The 19,023-nt window shown below is 55.6% G+C and carries 15 protein-coding genes; 7 read left to right on the top strand and 8 right to left on the bottom strand.

From position 1 onward, the window contains the following. Positions 1 to 84 precede the first annotated feature (84 nt). The 8 genes from ABUK12_RS10435 to ABUK12_RS10400 form a co-directional block, all read right to left on the bottom strand. Positions 85 to 1,449, bottom strand: coding sequence for an MFS transporter (locus ABUK12_RS10435; RefSeq protein WP_410016198.1), 1,365 nt, complete (start codon positions 1,447 to 1,449; stop codon positions 85 to 87). 162 nt (positions 1,450 to 1,611) lie between these two features. After that, positions 1,612 to 2,502 carry a heme o synthase gene (gene cyoE, locus ABUK12_RS10430; RefSeq protein ID WP_410016197.1) on the bottom strand — a complete coding sequence of 297 codons (891 nt, stop codon included), beginning with the start codon at positions 2,500 to 2,502 and terminating at the stop codon, positions 1,612 to 1,614. Positions 2,503 to 2,517: 15 nt separating this feature from the next. After that, positions 2,518 to 2,853: a cytochrome o ubiquinol oxidase subunit IV gene (locus tag ABUK12_RS10425; protein WP_410016196.1), complete on the bottom strand. Its 336-nt coding sequence runs from the start codon at positions 2,851 to 2,853 to the stop codon at positions 2,518 to 2,520. Further along, the gene (locus ABUK12_RS10420; RefSeq protein WP_410016195.1) at positions 2,853 to 3,473 is read right to left on the bottom strand and encodes a cytochrome o ubiquinol oxidase subunit III; all 621 of its coding nucleotides are present in this window, start codon (positions 3,471 to 3,473) and stop codon (positions 2,853 to 2,855) included. The genes ABUK12_RS10425 and ABUK12_RS10420 overlap by 1 nt, the downstream gene beginning before the upstream one ends. Continuing rightward, positions 3,463 to 5,457: a cytochrome o ubiquinol oxidase subunit I gene (cyoB, locus tag ABUK12_RS10415; protein WP_410016194.1), complete on the bottom strand. Its 1,995-nt coding sequence runs from the start codon at positions 5,455 to 5,457 to the stop codon at positions 3,463 to 3,465. Before cyoB ends, ABUK12_RS10420 begins: the two co-directional genes overlap by 11 nt. 5 nt (positions 5,458 to 5,462) lie before the next feature. Then, positions 5,463 to 6,395 carry a cytochrome o ubiquinol oxidase subunit II gene (gene cyoA, locus ABUK12_RS10410; protein WP_410016192.1) on the bottom strand — a complete coding sequence of 311 codons (933 nt, stop codon included), beginning with the start codon at positions 6,393 to 6,395 and terminating at the stop codon, positions 5,463 to 5,465. Between the two features lie 450 nt (positions 6,396 to 6,845). Continuing rightward, positions 6,846 to 8,333 carry a muropeptide MFS transporter AmpG gene (ampG, locus tag ABUK12_RS10405; RefSeq protein ID WP_410016191.1) on the bottom strand — a complete coding sequence of 496 codons (1,488 nt, stop codon included), beginning with the start codon at positions 8,331 to 8,333 and terminating at the stop codon, positions 6,846 to 6,848. Between the two features lie 77 nt (positions 8,334 to 8,410). Then, a complete protein-coding gene (locus tag ABUK12_RS10400) occupies positions 8,411 to 8,989 on the bottom strand; it encodes a lipoprotein (RefSeq protein WP_410016190.1) in 579 nt (192 codons plus the stop codon). A 308-nt stretch (positions 8,990 to 9,297) separates the two neighbouring features. Between ABUK12_RS10400 and bolA the strand changes: the two genes are divergently transcribed. The 7 genes from bolA (at position 9,298) to ppiD (ending at position 19,023) form a co-directional block, all read left to right on the top strand. Then, the gene (bolA, locus tag ABUK12_RS10395) at positions 9,298 to 9,612 is read left to right on the top strand and encodes a transcriptional regulator BolA (protein WP_410016189.1); all 315 of its coding nucleotides are present in this window, start codon (positions 9,298 to 9,300) and stop codon (positions 9,610 to 9,612) included. Between the two features lie 478 nt (positions 9,613 to 10,090). Beyond that, positions 10,091 to 11,395: a trigger factor gene (gene tig, locus ABUK12_RS10390; protein ID WP_410016188.1), complete on the top strand. Its 1,305-nt coding sequence runs from the start codon at positions 10,091 to 10,093 to the stop codon at positions 11,393 to 11,395. Between the two features lie 412 nt (positions 11,396 to 11,807). Continuing rightward, positions 11,808 to 12,440, top strand: a complete 633-nt coding sequence (clpP, locus tag ABUK12_RS10385) for an ATP-dependent Clp endopeptidase proteolytic subunit ClpP (protein ID WP_410016187.1) — start codon at positions 11,808 to 11,810, stop codon at positions 12,438 to 12,440. A 141-nt stretch (positions 12,441 to 12,581) separates the two neighbouring features. Then, complete coding sequence (gene clpX, locus ABUK12_RS10380; RefSeq protein WP_410016186.1) at positions 12,582 to 13,856, top strand: ATP-dependent protease ATP-binding subunit ClpX; 1,275 nt, start codon at positions 12,582 to 12,584, stop codon at positions 13,854 to 13,856. Positions 13,857 to 14,054: 198 nt separating this feature from the next. Then, the gene (gene lon / locus ABUK12_RS10375; protein ID WP_410016185.1) at positions 14,055 to 16,415 is read left to right on the top strand and encodes an endopeptidase La; all 2,361 of its coding nucleotides are present in this window, start codon (positions 14,055 to 14,057) and stop codon (positions 16,413 to 16,415) included. A gap of 212 nt (positions 16,416 to 16,627) precedes the next feature. Next, positions 16,628 to 16,900: a nucleoid-associated protein HU-beta gene (gene hupB / locus ABUK12_RS10370; protein WP_162367713.1), complete on the top strand. Its 273-nt coding sequence runs from the start codon at positions 16,628 to 16,630 to the stop codon at positions 16,898 to 16,900. A 242-nt stretch (positions 16,901 to 17,142) separates the two neighbouring features. After that, positions 17,143 to 19,023 (top strand): peptidylprolyl isomerase, encoded by a 1,881-nt coding sequence (gene ppiD, locus ABUK12_RS10365; RefSeq protein ID WP_410016184.1) that lies wholly within the window; start codon positions 17,143 to 17,145, stop codon positions 19,021 to 19,023.

Genomic DNA, 19,023 nt, shown 5'->3' with positions numbered 1-19,023 from the left:
CCTATACTCATATGCTTTCATTATCGGACAGCGCCTGGGATTTATTCAATCCAAGACCTAAGTAGAGACCCTAATAAATTTGGTTTATACCAAGCTTATCAACCGTTCGAGTTCTAATCGGCTGGTTTGCTTGGTATCAATTTTGATATAGGCGCTCCGTTCTTCCGCCACCACCACCACCTCGGTAACCCCAGGCTGCGCTTTCAGTCTTTCCGCCAGCGCGCCATCCTTAACCGCCAGTTCCGACAAGGTAATGCGCAGGCTGCTGACATAAGGCGGTTCCTTAAGCGAAATGCTGATAACCCACCACATCGCCGCCAGCGCCGCGCCAAAGGTAAATACCAGCCACGCCCCCTGCCATTGATACAATAATCCCCCCAGGCTACCGCCGGCCGCCACGCCGAGAAACTGGCTGGTGGAATAGACGCCCATGGCGGTGCCTTTATACCCGGCCGGTGCTTCTTTACTGATAAGCGAGGGCAGAATGGCTTCCATGACATTGAACGCCAGGAAAAAAATCTGGATGCCGGCAAATATCGTCCACAAATGCTGCCCCGCGGCCAGCAGCACGATTTCCGCCAGCAGCAACAGGGTAATGCAGATCATAAATACCCGCTTCATCCGCCGCTTAACCTCGGCGTAGATGATAAATGGCACTACCGCGGCAAAGGATACCAGCATGGTAATAAGATAGACTTTCCAATGATCGGCGGGCGCCAGGCCGGCCTTGGCCATCATCGGCGGCAGGGCGACGAAACTCGACATCAGCAGCGCATGCAGGCAAAAAATGCCGATATTGAGCTTAACCAGCTGGCCGTTGGCCAGCACCTTGCTAAAGCTTCCTCTGACGATGCCGGACTCGCGGTTAAGCATATGGCTATCCGCCGCCGGTACGATGGCCAGGGTGATGATGATGCCCGCCAGCGCCAGCAGGGCGATACCCCAAAACAGCGCATGCAGGCCCAGGGCATGGGTTATTATCGGCCCCAGCACCATGGCGATGGCAAAGGTGACGCCGAAGCTGACGCCGATAAATGCCATGGCTTTGGTGCGGTTCTGCTCGCGGGTTAAATCGGACAGCAGCGCCATAACGGCGGCGGCGATGGCCCCCGATCCCTGCAGCGCACGCCCTAAAATGACGCCCCAGATCGAATCGGTGAGGGCGGCGATAACGCTGCCCAGGGCAAACACCAGCAGCCCGCCGATAATCAGCGGCTTGCGGCCGACCCGGTCGGAGATCAGGCCGAAAGGTACCTGGAATAGCGCCTGCGCCAGGCCATAGATGCCGATGGCCAGCCCAATCAGGGCTTCGCTGGCGCCTTGTAATGCCATACCGTAAGTGGTCAGTACCGGCAGCACCATAAACATGCCCAGCATGCGTAACGAGAACACCGTACCCAAGCCCCAGGTGGCGCGCAGTTCGCTGCCGGTCATTTTAGTATCGTTCATTACTACCTCAAGAGAGCTACCCACATCATTTTAATGCGCCGTGCGAACCGGGTAAACGGAACGTCTTTTAACAGATGTAACAGATGGCGGCGAAAGGGTGTCGATGGCGGGGCAGGGGGCTGGCAAAACCGGGGCTTTGCCAGCCATAGGTCAATGCGGATTTTACCAGACGTACGATAACAGGCTGTTGCTGGCCGGGACCATAAAGTCCACGGACATCATCACGCTCAATGAGGTGATCGCCACGATGGAGAAAATAAACAGCTTGCGCGCCCAGACCTTGTCGTCGTTGGCCGATTTATAGCCCTGCAACGCCATGCCCAGCCACCAGACGCTGACCGCGGCCGCGACGATAAAATATTTATAGCCGGCGTAACCGCCCAGGGTCAGCATCAGCGTCGCCACCATAAACCCGATAATATACAGGGTAATATGGTTTTTGGTCACCGATATGCCGCGTTTTACCGGCAGCACCGGGATTGACGCCGCCTGGTAGTCCTTGAAACGGTAAATGGCGATGGCGTAAGAATGTGGCATTTGCCAGAGACTGAAAATCAGCAGCAGAATCAACGCGCCCATATCGAACCGGCCGCTGACGGCGCAGTAGCCGATAACCGGCGGCGCCGCGCCGGACAAACTGCCGATAAGGGTGCCATAAACTGACTTGCGCTTCATATACAGGCTATAAACGCCCACATAGACAATAAAGCCCGCCACCGCCAGCCACATGGCCAGCGGGTTGGCCGCCACGTACAGCAGCACAAAACCGGCGATACCCAACACAGTCGCGTAAACCAGGGTCACTTGCGGGGAGATAAGTCCTTTCACCAGGACCCGGTTCTTGGTCCTTTCCATTTTTTTATCAATGTCCCGGTCGATAAAGTTGTTGAAAACACAACCCGAGGCGACCACCAGTGAGACACCGATTAAGGTGGCGAAAAATAAGGCATGGTCAATTTGGCCTTTGGAGGCCAGCAAAAATCCGCCGATGACAGAAATTAAATTACCGAAAATAATTCCTGGTTTTGTTACTTGCAGGTATTGCTTAATCATCAGGATTACGCTCGGTTAATGGCTCATCAGGTTGTAGTTCAGATGCAGCATGACCCACAGGGAACCGACAACCAGAATGGCGATGATGAGTACGGCGAAGACCAGCGCCACCACGTTCCACCGCTGCTCGGAGGAGCGATCCAGATGCAGGAAATACACCAGGTGGACCATGATCTGCACCACAGCGCACAGCGCCAGTACGGCAATCAGTGTGGTCTTGGTCGCCGAGCCGTTCATCACCATGACAAAAGGAATGACGGTCAGGATGATCGACAGGACAAAACCGATGAGATACGACTTCAGGCTGCCGTGGCTGGCGCCGCCGTGCCCGGTTGTTGCATGACTACTCATTACATGGCCCCCATCAAGTACACCACGGTAAAGACGCATATCCAGATTACGTCAAGGAAATGCCAAAACAGGCTCAGGCACATCAACCGGGTCTGGTTGGTGGCGGTGAGGCCGCGTTTCGCCACCTGTACCATCATTACCGCCATCCAGATCAGTCCCGAGGTCACGTGCAGACCGTGCGTCGCCACCAGGGTAAAGAACCCCGAGAGGAAGCCGCTGCGGTCCGGGCCGTTGCCTTCGGCAATCAGGTGATGGAATTCATACAGCTCCATGCCGATAAACGCCAGTCCGAACAGGAACGTCAGGCCCAGCCAGGCGTTAACCCGGCTTTTATTGCCCTGGTTCATGGCAAGTATCGCCATGCCGTAGGTAATGCTGCTGAACAGCAGGCAGAAGGTTTCCACCAGCACAAACGGCAGTTCAAAGATTTCCTTACCCGACGGACCGCCCGCGGTGCTGTTAACCAGTACGGCATAGGTGGCGAACAGCGTGGCGAATAAAATACAGTCGCTCATCAGGTAAATCCAGAAGCCGAAGACCTTAATCGCCCCGGCGTCGTGGTGCCCATGGCCGGCATGGGCGTCTACATGATCGTGATTATGTAAGATCTCAGTTGACATTATTCAGGCCCGCTTCGCTGATTTGTTCAAAATGACGGTTTTCGATGCGTTCCACTTCCGCGACGGGCACGTAGTAGTCCACGTCTTCCTTGAAGCTGTGCACAATCCAGGTAACGATCATGCCGGCGAAGCCGATAATCGCCAGCCACCAGATATGCCAGATCATGGCAAACCCGAAGAACAGGCTGAACGCCGCGATCACCACGCCCGCGCCGGTGTTTTTCGGCATATGGATCGGCTCGTAGGACGCCGGTTTCTGGTAAGCGGTGCCGTCTTCCTTCATCTGCCAGAAGGCGTCGCGGTGATCCTGGACATCCGGCACCACGGCAAAGTTATAGAACGGCGGCGGCGAGGAGGTGGACCATTCCAGGGTGCGTCCGCCCCACGGGTCGCCGGTCAAATCGCGGTTCTGATCGCGCTGGATAACGCTCAGCACAATCTGGATGACCTGGCACAGGATACCGAGCGCGATTAACGCCGCCCCGCCGGCGGCAACCAGCAGCAAGGCATGGAACTGCGGATCAATCTGCTGGCTCAGACGACGGGTCATGCCCATGAAGCCCAGGGCGTACAGCGGCATAAAGGCGACATAGAAACCGACGATCCAAAACCAGAACGCGCGTTTACCCCATTTTTCATTCAGGGTGTAGCCGAAGGCCTTCGGCCACCAGTAGGTCATGCCGGCAAAGCAGCCGAACACCACGCCGCCGATGATGACGTTATGAAAGTGGGCAATCAGGAACAGGCTGTTGTGCAGCACGAAGTCGGCGCCCGGCACCGCCAGCAGCACCCCGGTCATGCCGCCGATGGAGAAGGTGATGATAAAGCCGACGGTCCAGAGCATGGCCGAGTTAAAGACGATACGGCCCTGGTACATGGTAAACAGCCAGTTGAAGATTTTAACCCCGGTCGGAATGGCGATAATCATCGTCATGATGCCGAAGAAAGCGTTGACGTTGGCCCCGGAGCCCATGGTGAAGAAGTGATGCAGCCACACGCAGAACGACAGGATGGTAATGGCGATGGTGGCCCATACCAGGGACGTATACCCGAACAGCCGCTTCTTGGAGAAGGTGGCCACCACTTCCGAGAACACGCCGAACACCGGCAGCACCAGGATATACACTTCCGGATGGCCCCAGGCCCAGAACAGGTTGACATACATCATCATGTTGCCCCCCATGTCGTTGGTAAAGAAGTGGGTGCCGAGGTAGCGGTCCAGGGTCAGCAGCACGATGGTCACGGTCAGGATCGGGAAGGCGGCGATGATCAGCACGTTGGTGCACAACGAGGCCCAGGTAAAGACCGGCATTTTCATCATCGGCATGTTCGGCGCGCGCATGCGCATGATGGTGGCGAAGAAGTTAACGCCGGTGAGGGTGGTGCCGATACCGGCTATCTGGATACTCCAGATCCAGTAGTCGACCCCGACGCCGGGACTGTACTCCTTGCCGGCCAGCGGCGGATAGGCGACCCAGCCGGTCTGAGCGAATTCGCCGATGCCCAGCGAGACGTTAATCAAGATCACGCCCACCACGAAGAACCAGAAGCTCAGCGAGTTCAGGAACGGGAAGGCCACGTCGCGCGCGCCGATTTGCAGCGGCACCGCCAGGTTCATCAGGCCGACCACGAACGGGGTGGCCATGAAGATGATCATGATGACGCCGTGGGCGGTCACCACCTGGTCGTAATGGTGCGGCGGCAGGAAGCCGGCCTCGCCGGCCGAGGCCAGCGCCTGCTGCGAACGCATCATGATGGCGTCGGCGAAGCCGCGCAGCAGCATGACGAACGCTACGATCATATACATGACGCCGATTTTTTTATGATCGACGGTGGTGAACCACTCTTTCCAGAGATATTCCCATTTACCGAAATACGTAATGCCTGCCACCAGCGCCGCGCCGATGACGATAATGGCGGCGACAGTGATCATAATGATCGGTTCGTGGTACGGAACCGAATCCAGCGTTAATTTTCCCAACATCGTAGTTATTCCTCGGTTCCCGCGTGAGAGTGCTCACTCATGCTCATGTCCATGTCCTTGTCCTGGGTCATGTCCATGCTCTTGCCCTTGCCCATGAATTTATCAATCACCGCATGGTACAAGTCAGGCTTAACGCTGGAGAAATACTCAACCGGATTGAATTCGCTGGGCGCGGCCAACTGTTCGTAGGCATCCATGGTGGTGAGCGTTTCCGGCGAGGCTTTAACTTTGGCCACCCAATCATCAAACCCTTGCTGGTCCGGCGTGGCAATGGCCTTGAATTTCATGCCGGAGAACCCCCTGCCGCTGAAGTTCGACGAGATGCCGTCATAGGAGCCGGATTCGTTGGCAATCAGATGCAGCGTGGCGTTCATGCCCGCCATGGCGTAGATCTGGCCGCCCAGGCGCGGGATAAAGAACGAATTCATCACCGAGTTGGAGGTGATTTCGAACCTGACCGGCACGTTGGTGGGGAAGGCTATCTGGTTGACGGTGGCGATGCCCTGCTCAGGATAAATGAACAGCCACTTCCAGTCCATGGCGACCACCTGGATGGTGATGGGCTTGGCGTCGGAGGCAATCGGCTTGCTGGGGTCCAGCGCATGGGTTGATTTCCAGGTAAGGAGCGCCAGGAAAATAATGATCAGGATCGGGACAGTCCACACCACCAGTTCCACTTTGCTGGAGTGGGACCAGTTGGGGCTGTACGTCGCCTGGGTATTGGACGCGCGATATTTGATGGCAAAAACCACTGCCATGACGATTGCAGGTACAACCACTAATAACATCAGCCCAAGGGCGGTGAGTATGAGTGAACGTTGCTCCAGTCCAATCTGTCCTTTGGGATTCATTAACGCCATATCGCAACCGCTTAGCAGGGCGGAGGCGCAAAACAATGACAGAATCCCTAAACTTTTATTGTATTTCCTGAGTCTCATCTAACGACCTCAATAAAAAAAAGGGCTTTAATGTCGTTTCTTGTGTGTGGGCATTTTACGGGAAGGTTGCAGTACTGTAAACACGCTTAAGCTTTTGTCAGAAACATGTTTCCGCTTTTTGCAAATGAAATCTTTGGCAACCGAAATTATAACAAAACATGAATATCCACAAAGGCTTAGAGAGAAATAAACCAAACCGCCGCTTTATCCGCCTTAGAAAGAATAACACCGCAGTTTTAGTATCATTGCATTAACAATGCGGTAGCATTTTTAGACAAATAAACTACAAGCCGGCAAATATGACCGCTTGAAAATAGTAGATTGACTAAATTGTCACATTACTGGCATAAAAAAATATCGTATTCCGATACAAAAAATATGTCCCCGCTATCCGGGCTATTTTTTCGCCAGTTATTGCGTCGGCAACACAACGCTTATTTTTTAATCGACTCAAACGGCGTTTTTGGCGCGCCGCATTGATATAAAATCGCACCAGCACCCGCTTAGTATACCCAAAGCCAGCAACATCGCCCCTGATTCCCACAAAAAACCTGTAATGGACCCGGACGCCAGCCATCCCAGGGCCTGCAGCGCCAGCAGCAGCAGGCTTATGGCCAGCAGCGCCGCGCCCAGCATCAGCAGCCGCAGCGCCCAGCGATAGGGACCGATAAAACCGTCGCGCCGCAGGAAACTGTCGGTTTCCTGGGTAAACCGCAGGGTTTCACGGCATAACAGCAGCAGGAGCAGGCCGGGAAACGCGGCGATGATGGAAAAGACGTAGAACCAGGCCCAGCCATGGAGCTCCACGAACCAGCCGGCGATGGGGCCGACATAGACCCGGCCCACCGCCGACAGCGCGGACAGCAGGGCAAACTGCGTGGCGGAAAAGGACTTGTTGCATAAAGTCATCAACAACGCCACGAAGGCTGCGGTTCCCATGCCGCCGCAAAGATTCTCGACAAAAATGGCCGCGCCCATGGTCAGGATATGCCGATCCGTAACCGCCAGCAGCCAGTAACCGGCGTTGGAGACCGCCTGCAGCAGGCCGAACAGCATCAGGGCGCGAAACAGCGACAGGCGCTGCATCAGCAGGCCGCCCGCCAGGGTGCCCACCACGGTGGCCAGCAGGCCGAGGGTTTTGTTGACCACCCCCACTTCCCCGGCGGCAAAACCGACGCCGCGAATAAGGAACGTGGTGCTAAGGCTGCCGGCAAAGGCGTCGCCAAGCTTATAAAAGACAATCAGCATCAGGATAAGCCACGCGTTATTGCGGCCGAAAAAATCCTTCAGCGGCGCCACCACCGCCTGTTCAAGGGTCGGCGGCGCGGGAACCGCGTCGTCCGGCTCCGGCGCCAGCAGGGCGACGATCACGCCGATCAGCATCAGTCCTGCCATCAGCCAGTAGGTGGCCTGCCAGCCCAGCAGCCGATCCGCCAGCCACAGGGCCAGCCCGCCGGATACCAGCATGCCGACGCGATAGCCCAGCACCGACACCGCCGCGCCGGTGCCGCGATCCTGCGGCGCCAGGAGATCGGTTTTATAGGCATCGAACACGATATCCTGCGAGGCGGAGCAAAACGCCACCCATACCGCCAGCAGGGCCATTAGCATCAGATCGCGCGACGGATCCCGGGTGCCCATGGCGATAAGACCGGCCATCAGCAACAGCTGGGTTATCACCAGCCAGCCGCGTCGCCGGCCCAGCAGCGGCGGCTGGTATCTGTCCATCAGCGGCGACCAGAGAAACTTAAACACGTACGCCTGCCCCACCAGCGAAAAGAATCCGATGGTCTTTAAATCGACATCGGCCACCGTCATCCAGGCCTGGAGCGTGCCTGATGTGAGCGCGAGCGGCAGCCCCGAGGCGAAGCCCAGGCACAATAACATGAGGGATCGCGGCTGGGCGAGGGTGGCGAGGCTGAGCTGGTGATTAGGCATGGGCGGCTTTCTGCTGTCTCATTGGCGTTGCGGGACCGGCGGCTGCCCGCCTGAACGCGGGCAGGATAAGGCAAAGATTACTGGGCGTTTTGTTTAATAAAGTTGGTGATACTGGTGTCCTGCGCCATATCGCTGATGACATCCCCCAGCACGCTGTTCACCGCATTGGTGATTTTTTGATTGCTGGCGACAAACGCGCCCTGGACATTGTAGGTGGACTGGTAATGTTTTATCTGTTTATTGCCGTTTTTCGCCTGGGCAATTATCGAGATATCCGCGCTGGTGGTGATGTTATAGCGCACATTGCCTTGGGATACATCCGCATACAGTTTGTTGACGATAATTTGCAGGTCGACGCCGCCGTTCGGTCCAACCATATAGCCGCGGGCGGTCATCTGTTTTTCCAGCACTTCTTGCAGGAGGAAGCGCAGGTCGCGCGACGGAGTGAGGACGACCAGTTCGCCGTCGCGGTTCACCTTGGCCAGCGCCTGGTCGGTGCGCTGATCGGCGCCGTTGACGCTGACGGTGGCGCCGCGAATCATCGGATCCTGTTGCGGCAACTCGATTTTAGGCGTGATGTCGAGGGTGTTGCTCTTGCCGGCGCAGCCGGCGAGCAACAGCGCGGCCAATAAGGGGAAAAACAATTTTTTAAGCATAATCGCCTTCTCAATCATTAAGATGCATTAGGGGTGAGAGATATTGCTCTCATCATATCATCGCCGCTGGCCGGGGGAAGATCTGAATCACGCTAAATTGCGTCATGTCCGATTTTCCCGCTGTGGGCGGGGGCTCGGCAAAAAATGTCTTTTTAACCGTTTCGTCACTCCATATACTGTTAAACCAGGCTGAAGTTTCGGCTTTTTAAGACAAAAATTTATGATAATAGTGCTATGAGTTAATAAAAAGTCAGCTAAAGTTTAATTGACGGTGCAGGGCACGCGGCCTACGCAGTAAGGAGAATGAAATGTTTCGCGAGCAGATTGAAGCAAAAATAAGGGCGGCGTTTGATCCGATTTTCCTGGAAGTCGTGGATGAGAGCTACCGGCATAATGTGCCGGCGGGTGCGGAAAGCCATTTTAAAGTGATCGTGGTGAGCGAAAACTTTACTGGCGAGCGCATCTTAACCCGCCATCGTTCCCTGTATGCCGTGTTGGCGGAAGAACTGGCCGGCCCGGTTCATGCGCTTGCGCTGCATGCCTATACCCTGAAAGAGTGGACCAGCCTGCAGAACGCGGTTCCCGCGTCGCCGCCGTGCCGGGGCACCCGGCTTATCGCCTGAACTGATTACCTTTTATTTGCGTCCGCCGTTGGCGGGCATCCTCTCCCTCAAACACGCCGTGATTCGCTGCGGTGTCGGCGGGCCTAGCATGCCGTGGGGCACTCGGTCGGGCGGGAACACCACGCCCGATTCGACCCCATCGGCATGCTCTCCCTTGAACACGCCGTGATTCGCTGCGGTGTCGGCGGGCCTGGCATGCCGCGACGCCCGGTTTTTTTGAATTTTGTGCGCCATGGCGCTCTGTATGCGGCAATTTTCGCACTGTTCTCGACTCATAAACTCTATGCCGCTATAATGCCGCGTCTTATATTTCCGGAATGTATTCGGGATGCTTCTGACGACGACGGGGAACAGGTATCTGTTCACTCAGACCTCCCGGTTCTCAGAGGCCATTTTCACGTCAGTGGACCTGGATGACCGCTTCTTTGAAAACGGCTTCTGGCGTTGACCGAGCACTGTGATTTTTTGAGGTAACAAGATGCAAGTTTCTGTTGAGACCACTGAAGGCCTGGGGCGTCGTGTAACAATTACCGTTGCCGCCGACAGCATAGAGCAAGCGGTAAAAAGCGAATTGGTGAATGTCGCCAAGAAAGTTCGCATCGACGGCTTCCGTAAAGGTAAAGTCCCCATGAACATCGTTGCGCAGCGTTACGGCATGTCGGTACGTCAGGACGTACTCGGCGATGTTATGCAGCGCAACTTCGTCGATGCCATTATCCAGGAAAAGATCAATCCGGTTGGCGCGCCCAGCTATATACCCGGCGAGTACAAGGCCGGCGAAGATTTCACCTTCAGCGTAGAGTTTGAAGTCTATCCGGAAGTGGAGCTGAAAGGCCTGGACGCCATTGAAGTCGAAAAGCCGATCGTGGAAGTTAACGACGCCGACGTCGACCAGATGCTGGAAACCCTGCGCAAGCAGCAGGCGGATTGGAAAGAAAGCGATGCCGCCGCAACAGCGGAAGATCGCGTCACCGTTGATTTCTCCGGTACCATCGACGGTGAAGAATTCGACGGCGGCAAGGCCAGCGATTTTGTCCTGGCAATGGGACAGGGCCGCATGATTCCCGGCTTTGAAGAGGGCGTTGTCGGCCATAAAGCCGGCGAGTCTTTTGATATCGACGTCAATTTCCCGGAAGATTACCACGCGGAAAATCTGAAAGGCAAAGCGGCCAAATTCTCGATAGTGTTGAAAAAAGTCGAAGTGCGCGAGCTGCCTGAACTGACCGAAGAGTTTATTAAACGTTTCGGCGTAGCCGACGGTTCCATCGAAGGCCTGCGCGCGGAAGTGCGTAAGAACATGGAACGCGAACTGAAAAACGCCGTGCGCAACCGCGTGAAGAACCAGGTGATCGACGGCCTGATCAACGCTAACGAAATCGATGTGCCGGCCAAGCTTATCGACGGCGAAATCGACGTGCTGCGCCGCCAGGCGGCACAGCGCTTCGGCGGTAATGAAAAGCAGGCGCTGGAGCTGCCGCGCGAATTGTTTGAAGAACAGGCGAAACGCCGCGTGCGCGTAGGCTTGCTGTTGGGCGAGGTTATCCAGACCAATGAGCTGAAGGCGGACGATTCACGGGTGAAAACCCTGATAGAGGAAATGGCCTCCGCTTATGAAGACCCGCGCGAAGTGATTGAGTTTTACGCAAAAAATCAGGAAATGATGAATAATATGCGTAACGTCGCTTTGGAAGAACAGGCGGTTGAAGCCCTGCTGGCCAAGGCCAAAGTGGTTGAAAAACCCACCACGTTCACCGAACTGATGAATCAGCCGACCGCGGCCTGATAAACGACCGGCCCAACGTATTCCCGGCCGGTCGATGTGTTTGTCATTAAAAGCCCGCCATCAACCGATGGCGGGCTTTTTGTTGGTTTGTGCTTCACGATGATAACTTTCAGTAATTAACGCTATATTAAAAGAGGATGCGATGCTAAAACTGGATTGGCGCCGCGCCGCGCCGGCAAGACAATAACGAAAACCGTTAAAGAAAATGCGGCGGGCGCTTGAAAAGGGACGTTTCATACCCCAATTAGCTATATAGATGGGATTATAAAGCCCAGACAATGATACGTCCCTGGCTGATTACATCCGTCCGACACCAAGGCGGCCCGACGGCTTGAGCATGGCGATCGCGCTTCATCTCAAGTAGAATCGGAAAATATAAAGACGCCGAGCGAATTTTATCTAGGAGACGATAATGTCATACAGTGGCGAAACAGAACAACAAGCACCCCATATGGCCCTGGTGCCGATGGTGGTTGAGCAGACTTCACGCGGTGAACGTTCATACGATATCTTTTCCCGCCTGCTGAAAGAACGCATCATTTTCATGACCGGCCAGGTTGAAGATCATATGGCCAATCTGATCGTGGCGCAGATGCTGTTCCTGGAAGCGGAAAACCCGGAAAAAGACATTTATCTGTATATCAATTCACCGGGCGGCGTGATTACCGCCGGCATGTCGATTTACGATACCATGCAGTTTATCAAACCGGACGTCAGCACGTTCTGTATGGGACAGGCCGCGTCCATGGGCGCGTTTTTGCTGACCGCGGGCGCCAAGGGCAAACGTTTCTGCATGCCGAACTCGCGGGTGATGATCCATCAGCCGTTGGGCGGTTTCCAGGGCCAGGCCACGGATATCGAGATTCATGCCCGGGAGATCCTCAAGGTCAAGGCGCGCATGAACGAACTGATGGCCAAACATACCGGCCGCTCTCTTGAGTCGATAGAAAAAGATACGGAACGCGATCGTTTCCTCTCCGCCGAAGAGGCGGTAGACTACGGTTTGGTTGATTCCATATTAAGCAAACGCGATTTGACGGCGTAATTCTGAATACCGATAGACTATAGTTACAGTATTGAGTCATTCGAGTAGACTAACACCACTCAAACGCCGGTTTTACGTTAAGCAGTCGCGTTGCCGCCGTGGTTGGCCTGCGGGACAAAGACTAGAGAAAGAGGTTTACTGATGACAGATAAGCGCAAAGACGGTTCAGGAAAGCTGCTGTATTGCTCTTTCTGCGGTAAAAGCCAGCATGAGGTGCGTAAGCTGATCGCAGGGCCGTCAGTGTATATCTGCGACGAATGTGTCGATTTATGCAATGACATTATTCGCGAAGAGATCAAAGAGGTGGCTCCGCATCGCGAACGCAGCGCTCTGCCGACGCCCCATGAAATTCGCCATCACCTGGACGATTACGTTATCGGCCAGGAAAAAGCCAAAAAAGTGTTGGCGGTGGCGGTGTACAACCACTACAAACGCCTGCGTAACGGTGATACCACTAATGGCATTGAGCTCGGCAAGAGCAATATCCTGCTGATTGGCCCCACCGGCAGCGGTAAAACGCTGCTGGCGGAGACGCTGGCGCGCTTCCTGGATGTGCCCTTTACCATGGCGGATGCCACCACCCTGACCGAAGCGGGTTATGTCGGCGAGGACGTGGAAAACATCATCCAGAAACTGCTGCAAAAATGCGATTACGATGTGCAGAAGGCGCAGCGCGGTATCGTCTATATTGATGAAATCGATAAGATCTCACGCAAATCGGACAATCCGTCGATTACGCGCGATGTGTCCGGCGAGGGCGTGCAACAGGCGCTGCTGAAACTGATCGAAGGCACCATCGCCGCCGTTCCGCCCCAGGGCGGACGCAAGCATCCGCAGCAGGAATTCCTGCAGGTGGACACGTCCAAGATCCTGTTTATCTGCGGCGGCGCGTTCGCCGGCCTGGACAAGGTGATTGAGCAGCGTGTGGATACCGGGCGCGGCATTGGTTTTAGCGCCACGGTTAAAGGCAGCGCCCAGAAGGCGTCCGAAGGCCAGTTGTTGACGAAGGTCGAGCCGGAAGATCTGATTAAATTCGGTTTGATTCCTGAATTTATCGGCCGTCTGCCGGTGCTGGCCACGCTGAATGAACTGAGCGAGGACGCGCTGATTCAAATCCTGAAAGAGCCGAAGAACGCGCTGACCAAGCAATACCAGGCGTTGTTCAATCTGGAAGGCGTGGAGCTGGAATTCCGCGACGAAGCCCTAACGGCTATCGCCAGGAAAGCCATGGCGCGCAAAACCGGCGCCCGCGGCCTGCGTTCCATCGTGGAAGGCGCGCTGCTTGAAACGATGTATGAACTGCCTTCGCAGGACAGCGTCGAGAAAGTGGTGATCGACGAAGCGGTAATTGAAGGCCAGTCGGAACCCTTGCTGATTTATGGTAAACATGAAACCCAGCAGGCGTCCGGTGAATAATCCATCAGTTGCATGATGATATTCGGCAAAAAGTAAAAAAGTGGGGGATTCCGTCCCCCATTTGTTTTTCCGTTATCCCGGCTGTTGAATGTAAAAGATTCGCCCCCATATACTCAATTACCTATTTGTTGAAACTGGCAACGGCCGAGTTTTGCGAATCCCCTAAACCTGGCGGAAGCTAAACTAAGAGAGAGCTCTATGAATGCTGAGCGTTCCGAACGCATAGAAATCCCCGTATTGCCTCTGCGCGATGTGGTGGTCTATCCGCATATGGTCATCCCGTTGTTTGTCGGGCGGGAGAAATCGATTCGGTGCCTTGAAGCAGCCATGGATAGCGACAAAAAAATCATGCTGGTGGCGCAGAAGGAAGCCTCTACGGATGAACCGGGTATCAACGATCTCTTTTCAGTCGGGACCGTCTCTTCGATTCTCCAGATGCTGAAGCTACCCGACGGTACGGTTAAAGTACTGGTCGAGGGGTTGCAGCGCGCCCGCATAACCACTTTGTCCGATAGCGGCGAGCATTTTGCCGCCCAGGCTGAATATTTTGCCACGCCCGAAATCGATGAGCGCGAACAGGAAGTCCTGGTGCGCACCGCGATTAATCAGTTTGAAGGCTATATCAAGCTGAATAAAAAAATTCCGCCCGAGGTGCTGACGTCATTGAACAGCATCGACGACGCCGCGCGCTTGGCCGATACCATCGCCGCCCATATGCCGCTCAAATTAAGCGACAAGCAGTCGGTGCTGGAAATGGCGGACGTTACCGAGCGGCTGGAATACCTGATGGCGATGATGGAATCGGAAATCGATCTCCTGCAGGTCGAAAAACGTATCCGCAATCGCGTCAAGAAACAGATGGAAAAAAGCCAGCGCGAGTACTATCTGAATGAGCAAATGAAAGCCATCCAGAAAGAGCTGGGCGAAATGGACGACGCGCCGGATGAAAACGAAGCGCTGAAACGCAAGATTGAAGCGGCAAAAATGCCGAAAGAGGCGCGGGAAAAAACCGAAGCCGAGCTGCAAAAATTGAAAATGATGTCGCCGATGTCCGCCGAGGCCACGGTGGTGCGCGGTTATATCGACTGGATGCTGTCGGTGCCCTGGCATACCCGCACCAAGGTCAAGAAAGATCTGGTCAAGGCACAAGAAGTGCTGGATAAGGATCATTATGGCCTTGAACGGGTCAAGGACCGCATTCTCGAATATTTGGCGGTGCAAAGCCGGGTCAGCAAGATAAAAGGGCCGATCCTGTGCCTGGTGGGACCGCCGGGGGTGGGTAAGACCTCGCTCGGACAGTCGATTGCCAAGGCCACAGGGCGCGAGTACGTGCGCATGGCATTGGGCGGCGTGCGCGATGAAGCGGAAATTCGCGGTCACCGTCGCACCTATATCGGCTCCATGCCGGGTAAGCTTATCCAGAAAATGTCCAAGGTCGGCGTAAAAAATCCGCTGTTCCTGCTCGACGAAATCGACAAGATGTCGTCGGATATGCGCGGCGATCCGGCTTCCGCCCTGCTGGAGGTGCTGGATCCCGAGCAAAACGTGGCGTTCAACGATCACTATCTGGAAGTGGATTACGATCTCTCCGATGTGATGTTCGTCGCGACGTCCAACTCGATGAATATCCCGGCGCCGCTGCTCGATCGTATGGAAGTGATCCGGCTGTCCGGCTATACCGAGGATGAAAAGCTGAATATCGCCCGCGAACACCTGCTGCAAAAACAGCTCGATCGCAACGCGTTGAAGGCAGGCGAATTAACCATCGACGACAGCGCCCTGGTGGGCATTATCCGTTATTACACCCGTGAAGCGGGCGTGCGTAACCTGGAACGTGAAATCTCCAAGTTATGCCGTAAAGCGGTTAAGACGCTGTTAATGGATAAAAGCGTCAAGCATATCCATATCGACGGCGACAACCTTAAGGATTACCTGGGCGTCCAACGCTTCGACTACGGCCGCGCCGAGGGCGAGAATCGGGTGGGACAGGTTACCGGCCTGGCCTGGACCGAAGTGGGCGGCGAACTGCTGACCATAGAAACCGCGTGCGTGCCGGGAAAGGGGAAATTAACCTATACCGGATCGCTTGGCGAAGTGATGCAGGAGTCCATCCAGGCGGCGCTGACCGTGGTGCGCTCAAGGGCGGATAAGCTGGGCATTAATAACGATTTCTACGAGAAACGCGATATTCATGTCCATGTGCCGGAAGGCGCAACGCCGAAAGACGGCCCCAGCGCCGGTATCGCCATGTGTACCGCCCTGGTGTCCTGCCTGACCGGCAATCCGGTGAAAGCCAATGTGGCCATGACCGGCGAAATCACCCTGCGCGGGCTGGTATTGCCGATCGGCGGATTGAAGGAAAAACTGCTGGCGGCGCATCGCGGCGGCATCAAGACCGTGTTAATCCCTTACGAGAATAAACGCGATCTGGAAGATATGCCGGCAAATGTGATCAACGATATGGATATCCACCCCGTGCAGCGGATTGACGAGGTCTTGACCCTGGCCTTGCAGAATGCGCCTTTTGGCATGGAAATCGCCACCGCGGCGGCAAAATAAGCGCGTAAAGTAACATATACCGCTAAAAAACGGGCTGGCAGGTGAAATCCCACTTGCCAGCCTTTTTTTGTACCGTTAAGTTAGGTAGCTGGCGGCTCTGGTCGGTATCCGGCTTTGGCTTGCCATGCTATAACAGGCTTGATATAACAGCTGCGCTGTCGCGTTTAAGGAAAATTCCGCCGCGACGAGAGAATTCAAGAGGGGATGAAAGAGTGAATAAGTCACAACTGATCGACAAGATTGCCGCAGGTGCTGATATTTCCAAAGCGGCTGCCGGACGTGCATTGGATGCCATTATTGGTTCCGTTACCGAAACGCTGCAACAGGGAGATGACGTTGCGCTGGTGGGTTTCGGCACCTTTACGGTGCGAGCGCGTGCCGCCCGTACCGGCCGTAATCCTCAAACCGGTAAAGAAATAAGTATCCCGGCTGCCAAAGTACCCGGTTTCCGTGCCGGCAAAGGATTGAAAGACGCTGTCAACTGATTGTTGCACCGCTGTTTTTCGCGTCAAACTATTACCTGACGCAGGGGAACGGGTAGGGTAGAATACAAGGCGCATCTTTTTTGATGTGCCTTTTTTGTTTTTATTTTTCCCTGACAGTTGCGCATTTCGGTTGTCAGAGGAATAGCTTTAGCGCGCAGCAGCTCTCGGAGCTACGGCATGAAGGCGGATCTTACTGCCGGCGCAAAGGTTTCATTCATATTACAGCGGAGTGTTGTCACACTATGATGGACAATTTACGCGCGGCCGCCAATCACGTCGTGCTCAAAATTATTCTGGCCATTGTCGCCATTTCATTCGTGCTGACCGGGGTAGGCAACTATCTGATTGGCGGCGGCGGGGATTACGCCGCGAAGGTGAACGGCCAGCAAATCAGCCGTGCCCAGCTGGAACAGGCGGTGCAAAACGAGCGCAACCGCCAGCAGGAGTCGCTGGGGGACAGTTTCTCGGCCCTGGCCGCCAACGAAGGCTACATGCTCCAGATGCGCCGCCAGGTGCTGTCGCAGCTGATTGATGAGACCCTGCTGGACCAATATGCGCAAACCCTGGGGCTTGCCGTTAGCGATCAACAGGTCAAGGAGGCGATTTTCGCCATCCCGGCGTTTCGCACCAACAACAATTTCGACAATGAAAAATACCGCTCAATCATCGCCAGCATGGGATTGACGCCGGATCAGTATGCGCAGCTGATGCGCAAGCAGCTATTGACGCAGCAGCTGATCCAGGGGCTCGGCGGCACCGGTTTCCTGCTGCCGGAAGAGACCAACCGGCTGATGGCGCTGGCCATCCAGGAGCGTCAGGCGCGCCTGGCGACGCTCGATATCAACGCGCTGCTCGCCGGGCAAACCGCTTCCCCGGAAGAGATCCAGAACCACTATAACCTGAATAAAAACACCTATGTCCAGCCCGAGTCGTTCAAAGTGTCCTATATCGCCCTGGATGCCGCCTCGATGCAGGCGAAAACCACGGTGAGCGAACCGGAAATCCAGGCCTACTACGACCAGCATAAAGACCAGTTCTCACAGCCGGCGCGTAAACGTTACGCCATAATCCAGAGCAAAACCGATGCTGACGCCCAGGCTATCCTGGCGCAACTGCAAAAAGGCGCCGATTTCGCCGCCCTGGCCAAACAACGCTCCACCGACATTATTTCCGCGAAAAACGGCGGTGATATCGGCTGGATGGACGCTGACGCCACGGTGGACGAGCTCAAACAGGCCAACCTGACCGATAAGGGCCAATTGTCCGGCGTGATCACCTCCTCGGTGGGCTTCCTGGTGGCGAAACTGACCGATATCCAGCCGGAGCAGGTGAAGCCGCTGGCCGAGGTGCACGACGGCGTGGCGGCGAAAGTGAAACAGGAAAAAGCCATCGACGCGTATTACGCCTTGCAGCAAAAGGTCAGCGACGCGGCCAGCAACGATAACGAATCACTGGCGTCGGCCGAAACGGCCGCGGGCGTCAAGGCGGTGCAGACCGACTGGTTTACCCGCGACAGCGTACCGGAAGCGTTGAACGCCGATGCCGTGAAACAGGTGCTTTTCGGCGGTTCGCTGCTGGGCGTCAACGGCGCTCCCGGCAACAATTCCGATGTGATCACCGTCGACGGCGACCGGGCTTTCGTCCTGCGCCTGGCCGAGCATAAACCGGAAAGCACCAAGCCTCTGGACGCGGTGCGCGCCCAGGTGGAAAACCAGGTGAAACGCCAAAAGGCGCTGCAACAGGCCCGCATCGACGCCGAAAAAATTCTGGCGGCGCTCAAGCAGGGTAAGGGCGCCGAGGCGATGAAAGCCGCCGGCCTGAGCTTCGGCGAGGTGAAAACCTTTGACTCGACGCGGCAGAACGATCGTTTGACCCAGGCTATCTTCACGTTGCCGCATCCGCAGCCGAACGCCTCCTCCTACGGCATGTCGGAGGATGAACAGGGCAATATCGTCCTGGTGGCGCTCGATAAGGTCGCGCCGCGCCAGCTTGATGAGCAGCAGCGCGGCCAGGTGGTCAGCCAGCTTAGCCAGGGCATGACCGGCGTGACGTTCGACGCGCTGCTCAATAACCTGCGTACCGAAGCCAAGATCAAGATGGGCACCGGCGCGCAAATGCAATAA

This window comes from Sodalis sp. C49 (assembly GCF_046352915.1).
Taxonomy (GTDB): Bacteria; Pseudomonadota; Gammaproteobacteria; order Enterobacterales; family Enterobacteriaceae; genus Acerihabitans.
This window is presented reverse-complemented; position numbering and strand designations above follow the sequence as displayed.